Here is a 3105-nt window from a genome sequence, read left to right on the forward strand (position 1 = left end):
AATCACTATTCACTTTTCAAAGGACTTTAACAGTTAACTTATAAAATCAAAAATTTAAACATTTTCAAACTTTTTCATCAAAAACACTTGATTTTTATATAGTTAGCTTTCTATATAAATTAGAAGAATAAATCATTAAATCTAAAGACATTATACTACATAATTTATTCCTCTACTATCTATATACAACCGTACTTAGTGTTTTTTCTTTTTTTATTTTAATTTTTTTGAAATTTTTTAAAAAAAGAAAAGGAATCTAGTCAAAGATTCCTTATAAATCAACATTACCACTACTAATACCGGAATTTTTATCATTAAGTGGCAGCCATTGTAAGACCCGATAAATATAACGATCCCAAAAATCCCATTCATGAGCACCAGGACCTTCTTCATAAGTAACATCAATATTATGATCAATCAAAAAATCCCTAAATTTATGGTTATTTTCAATTAAAAAATCATCGATACCACAAGCCATATAAATTTTTGGCATTTGTTTAGGTTCGATTTTTAAAGCTAAAGCCTTATAATCTTTATCACTACCTTCAAGTTTATCTAGATTACCAAAAACACTTTCCAAATAACTTCTTTTCATGTGATAACGAACTTCTTTACCATCAGTTGCCTTAGGATAAGTTTCAATTGATAAAGCAGCCGATAAAATAGCAATATATCCAAAAGTTTGATAATATTTAAGACCATTAACTAATGCCCCATAACCACCCATTGATAATCCGGCAATAAACGTATCTTCTTTTTGATTAGAAAGAGGAAACATTTGTCTAGTTATTTCGACTAGTTCTTCACCAATAAATCTAGAAAAATATTCATGGCTATTTTCATTATCTACATAAAATTTATTTTCACCGCTTGGCATAATTACTGCTAGATCCTGATCTTGAGCCCATCTTAAAATTCTAGTTCCATTAACCCAATCTAAATCATTTCCAAATATTCCATGTAGTAAATATAGTGTTTTGTATTTCTTTTGTTCATTTTGTTTTTTCCCTTTAACAATTTTATCAACTGGTAAAATTGCCTGAAATGATACATTTCTCATTAATGACTGTGAGAAAAAATCAACTTTTACTAATGCCATATTTTCATCTCCTCGTTATATTAATTAATATTATTATAAACAAAGATTTAATGATTATCTATCCTATTATTAATATAAATAGCGGCGATTATGAAATTATTAGTTTTTAAAATCCTTGCGATATGCATTAGGGGTCATATTATATGTTTCTTTAAAAAGTTTATTGAGTGATTTTACGTTTGCAAAACCGTTTTCCTCAGCAATCGTTAAAATTGAATAATCAGTTCCCATAATTTGTTTAAAAGCAGCATCTAAACGAATATTATTTAAATAAGTTAAAAAAGTACTGCCCGTATATTTTTGAAACAATCGGGCTAAATACTGTGGGGTATAACCAAACCGTTCCGCTACATTATTTAAAGTCAAATTATCACGATAATTAACCTTAATATAGCCACATATTTCTGATAGACGATCGAGATACTTTTGTGTATTAATATCAATGACATCTTCTTTCACTCTAAAATTTTTCACTAAAATATAGCCTAGATCAAATAAATAAGAATAAAACTTTAAATAAAAAGCTTCATCCTGTCGTTTACTGCATACATACATTTGATACAATAGTTTGCGAATCTTCGCCAGTATTTTGCTTTCTTCTAATTCAAGAGTATTACAATTAATATATAATGATTCTTTATTTGAAAACATTTCTAAAAAGTCACCAGGTATTTGTAATACAATTACTTCATTATCTTCAGGACTTTGGGTTGAATGAACTTCTTTAGAATTGATATAAATAAAATCATTTCTATTTAATTCATATTTCTTTTTATTCATCCAAATATTTAACTTACCTCTTTTTACATACAAGATTTCCGCAGAACGATGCCAATGAGCAGGAATTATCCTTAAATCATTATGTGCTGAAAAACTAAATATTTTAGCTGGAATATGCTCATTAGGAATAATTAGTTCATGTTTATATTCGGTATTATTCAAGATTTATCACCTGCTTTCCCTATACTTAAAAGTATACATGATTTTACTAATTTTGACAAAAAAAAGGAATGAAAACTAAGCCATTCCTTTAAAGAATCATTTTTCTTGATAAGCAAAATAATCAAATACGGCTATACCAGTTCCTTCAATAAACATTCCGCCATAAACTCCACAAAATGGTGAAAAGCTAGTTTCACTGCATAAATGCTTAACATAAGTTTTATCAATAATATGTTTTTTCTTGCCTTGTTTATAGTAAAAATAATAATACTCTAAGCTCGCATCTATTCCAATTATGATTTCATCTTCAATTAAAATACTTTTATTAATGCATTCAAGATCACCAACTCTTTTTTTAACATACAATTGATTTTGTAAAGTTACACCAATTTCCATGTGATGTAAATGATCCATAATGATTGCAAGTCCCGCATTAGTATCTAAATCAGCCAATTTATTAATTTTAGTTTCATAGCTGCAATTTATTTCTGTTTGTCTTACCCCAAGAAAAACCGGTGTTTTTTTAGTATCTAGAGTTTCTTGATTAGCGATTAAAATAAGCTGTTTATTTTTAATTACGTAATTATTTTTCAAAAAGTTTCTAATCGTATTATATTCATATCTTAATTGATTATCTTCAAAAGTATCATAAAAACTAAATTTTGGCTGTTTGATTGGCTGTGTACTTGCAATTGAATATGTTTCTTTAGCATCTTTATCTAATACTCCAGGCCAGCCATCATGCCAAGTAACTGGTAATAAAATCGTTTCTCTACCTAAATGATGACGATGTTTATAAGGGCGTGTAGCTAAGGCAACTAGCCACCAGTTACCATCATTATCTTCAATCAAATCGCCATGACCAACTGATTGTAAAAGATGTTTTGGATGATCTCGATTAGATACAATAGGATTAAATGGGCATTTTTCATAAGGACCATAAATAAAATGACTTCGCTGAATCGTAATCATATGTCCTTCACGAGTTCCTCCTTCAGCACAAATCAAATAATAATAGCCATTACGATAGTAAATATGCGGTGCTTCAACGTCACGGCCACCAC

General features: G+C 28.4%; 3 protein-coding genes. All 3 read right to left on the reverse strand.

From position 1 onward, the window contains the following. Positions 1-271 precede the first annotated feature (271 nt). Complete coding sequence (locus tag J7M77_RS07805) at positions 272-1099, reverse strand: alpha/beta hydrolase-fold protein (RefSeq protein WP_296877269.1); 828 nt, start codon at positions 1097-1099, stop codon at positions 272-274. Between the two features lie 99 nt (positions 1100-1198). Beyond that, the gene (locus J7M77_RS07810; RefSeq protein ID WP_296877270.1) at positions 1199-2041 is read right to left on the reverse strand and encodes an AraC family transcriptional regulator; all 843 of its coding nucleotides are present in this window, start codon (positions 2039-2041) and stop codon (positions 1199-1201) included. A 96-nt stretch (positions 2042-2137) separates the two neighbouring features. Beyond that, on the reverse strand, positions 2138-3105 hold a 968-nt coding region (locus tag J7M77_RS07815), incomplete at its 5' end, for a family 43 glycosylhydrolase (protein ID WP_296877271.1).

The sequence above is a fragment of the Thomasclavelia sp. genome, from assembly GCF_017889095.1.
GTDB lineage: Bacteria > Bacillota_I > Bacilli_A > Erysipelotrichales > Coprobacillaceae > Thomasclavelia.